This window comes from Ensifer sp. SSB1, from assembly GCF_016652895.1.
Classification (GTDB): Bacteria; Pseudomonadota; Alphaproteobacteria; order Rhizobiales; family Rhizobiaceae; genus Ensifer.
Genome location: NZ_JAEPRP010000331.1, coordinates 1 through 3,068, shown reverse-complemented (window position 1 = coordinate 3,068; position 3,068 = coordinate 1). Strand labels below are relative to the sequence as shown.

The following is a 3,068-nucleotide window of genomic DNA, read 5'->3' as shown; positions in this document are numbered from 1 at the left end:
ACGGCTCCGGGTCTGGCCTCCTCGATGGTCAGTCCGGCGCTTACTATACGGACGTCACCGCTCGCCTCGGGTTCACGCCGGTTCAGCAGGGGGCGGCACTGGCCAAGGCAACAATAAGGTCTATATCGGCTGGGGAACCGGGTCTGCCTTGCGGGCCCATCGATGTCACCGATCTGGGAAAAATCTGGACTGACTCCCTCGCAGGCGGCGCCCCGGCGAGCGGGTGGGTAAAGTTCCCCAATGGCTTGATATTGCAGACCGATTCCAGCGTCGTCTCCACCAACGTCTCCGCCGATGCGTCGATCACCTTTCCCACGTCCTTCCCGTCCGTGTGTTCCAGCGTAACGGCGTGCATCGGAGACGCGACACTCTCCGCGACCGATTTGAAGGTCTACGCGTCTCCGTCGACGACTGGCTTCTCGTTCCGCTCACCTCGTGCGCCGAGCACTTCCGTTCGCGTCGACTGGTTTGCCTGGGGGTACCGATCATGAAAATCTATGCACTCTTCGACGCCGCCGGCCCTGCTCTGGCTTTTGGACCGAAGACCTTTACCCGCCGATCGAGGAGGAGGGCACCGTCAACCCAGCGATCCCCGCGGGTGTCGTCGAGATCAGCGACGAGGATCACGCCCGCCTCGTAGAGTATCCGGATGCCTGGCGTTGGCAGAATGGGGCGGTTGTCGCCTACGAGCCGCCGGCGTCGTCTCCGGAAGAGGCAAGGGCAGCGATGCGCCCACTCACCGCCCGACAGCCCCGCCTGGGGCTGCTCGACGCTGGGATCTCGCCTTCGGCTGTCTCAGTCACCCTCGGCGGTGTGCTTGCCGGTCCCGACAAGAACAAGGCTCAAATCGAATGGGACTATGCCACTACCTTCGACCGCACACACCCGCTGATCGCGACCGTTGGCTCCGCGCTGGGGCTCTCAGCAGATTGATGGCATGTGGACGCGGCGGCCAATCTTTGAAGCCGGCCGACTTGAAAGCCCAGGGATTTTTGCCATAGATGGCGCGTCTGTGAAGTCGAACGCTCAGACAGCGAGCCCCTTGCGCCCTAAAGGGAGCTGGGGGCTTGCTTCATTGTCGTCTGGGAGTGAAAAGCTTGAAGCGCATCGGTGTCCTGTTTCTCGTCTCGGCACTTGCATCCTGTCAGTCGGCAGTTCCAGGGGAAGGGCCGCTAACCGGCGCTATCCTCTCCGATGCAGGCAAGTCGGCTGATGAATTGCATCGCGAAAGCGCCACCGTTTATGAGGTCGTAGACGTCGATAGCCGATCCGCAGGCACGATTTCCGCATATTCAAAGACCACTCTCTCCAAGCGTCTCGGCTTTGGTGGGCGGCCAGGAAATGCGACAATCGGCATAGGCGATCGCCTGGTTGTCTCCATTTTTGAAGCCGGCGCCGATGGACTGTTCTCCACCTCGAAATCGAAGTCGGCAAAAATAGATGTAGTGGTTCAACCCAACGGCCAAGCGGCGATCCCCTACGTCGGTGAGGTGAGGTTTGCGGGCTTGACCCTTGAGGAAGCGAGGCAGGGGATTGTTGAGGCGCTGAAAGGCAAGGCCGTCGAGCCCGACGTTATTATCACTTCGCTGGACACGGCTTCTCGGAAGGTGACAGTTACCGGCGCCGTCAACAGGCCATCCGTCGTGCCGCTTAACTTGTCCGGCGAACAACTCACCGATGTCATTACCAAGGCGGGTGGTGTGCGCGGGGAGACATATGACACGTTCGTCACCATCACGCGCGGGAACAAGTCTGGCACGGTGTTGATGAGTACGCTCATCAGCAACCCATCTGAAAACATCTGGGTTCAAGCGGGCGACGAAATCACGCTCGTTGAGGACCCTCGTCAGTTTACGATTCTCGGCTCCACTAAGATAAACAAACGGCGCGCCTTCGGTTCTCGTGACCTCAGCCTCATCGAGGCGGTGGGCATGAGCGGGGGCGGTGATGATTACGCGACTGACGCTCAAGGTTTCTTCGTATTCCGGTATGAAGAGCCCGAGATCGCGGCCGCTCTTTTAGGAAGAGCTCGGTATGACGCGATGCTCCGGAATGGGATGCGTCCTGATAGATATGGCCGAGTTCCGCTCGTCTACCGCCTCGATATGAGCCGCCCGGATAGCTTGTTGTCCGGGCAAACGTTCCCCGTGAACAACCGAGACATCATCTATGTTTCGCGTCACATAACGACCGACATCTCAAAGTTCCTTGGTATCGTCGGCAAGCCACTACAGGTGGCGAACTCTGGTGCAAGTGTGATGCATCGCGCCGCAGATATGGGCGACTGACGCGTTACGACATCACTAGCAGGCGGTGCCCGTAGAACTCGCTTGAACTCCAAAGGGGGGTGGAATCGTGGGCTTTGGTGAAATTCTCATTATTGCCAACCCCCGGGTTTCGACGAGCGAACGAGATAAGCGCCTCCTTGTACATATCGACCGCGCGTAGAGGACAAAGGAATAACTTGTTTGAGGTGAACAAGAACGGGGCTAAGTTGGGCTTGCGCTCGAGAAAACGCCCCACGGCCTCAACTATGCTCAGACATTCGGTGTTGAGGAAGTCGTCGACAGAGATTATCCCCAGCGGATGCTGTCGTTTCACGAAGATACTCCAATGTTGATTCTCGGATCACGCCACCTGCTCCCCCATTGTCTTATCCGTTCCGAAAGGCTCCGCTGACTCAACCATAAGCAGCACCGTGAATCCAGACCAAAAGTCGGGGTCTGATGTCGGAGCTGAGATGAGCGTCATCATCCCTCAGCAATCGCCCTCACGACGTCGCTGTTTTCGCCGCAACATTGGGCGGCGATTTCCAAACAGCGTCGCCGCTCAAGCAGAATCGCCTCAGCAATCATCATCGTCGGGTCGCGCTGCCCGTGGGCCAAGTGGAGGGCTGAAAGAGTCCACGCTGCTTTGGCAATGTGGTCTGGGATCATTTCCACCTCAGTTGAACGTGAGCGCGACGAACAGCCCACTGCTTTCGGCGTTGACGGGATCGCAATAGCACTTTCTTTCAGAACTTCTGCTTTGCCCGCTTCGGCATAAAGTAGGTTCGGATATTGACGAGT

4 protein-coding genes are annotated in these 3,068 nt (G+C 58.4%); 3 read left to right on the top strand and 1 reads right to left on the bottom strand.

Annotation, left to right across the window (positions count from 1 at the left end):
* The 3 genes from I8N66_RS36880 to I8N66_RS36870 all read left to right on the top strand — a co-directional run.
* A partial coding sequence (locus I8N66_RS36880; RefSeq protein ID WP_291165446.1) for a hypothetical protein occupies positions 1 to 491 on the top strand: 491 nt, incomplete at its 5' end.
* A 235-nt stretch (positions 492 to 726) separates the two neighbouring features.
* Positions 727 to 933 carry a hypothetical protein gene (locus I8N66_RS36875; protein WP_291165444.1) on the top strand — a complete coding sequence of 69 codons (207 nt, stop codon included), beginning with the start codon at positions 727 to 729 and terminating at the stop codon, positions 931 to 933.
* A 164-nt stretch (positions 934 to 1,097) separates the two neighbouring features.
* A complete protein-coding gene (locus I8N66_RS36870; RefSeq protein ID WP_291165442.1) occupies positions 1,098 to 2,288 on the top strand; it encodes a polysaccharide biosynthesis/export family protein in 1,191 nt (396 codons plus the stop codon).
* A 462-nt stretch (positions 2,289 to 2,750) separates the two neighbouring features.
* Here I8N66_RS36870 and I8N66_RS36865 read toward each other — a convergent pair.
* The coding region (locus tag I8N66_RS36865) for a hypothetical protein (protein ID WP_291165439.1) at positions 2,751 to 3,068 on the bottom strand (318 nt) is incomplete at its 5' end.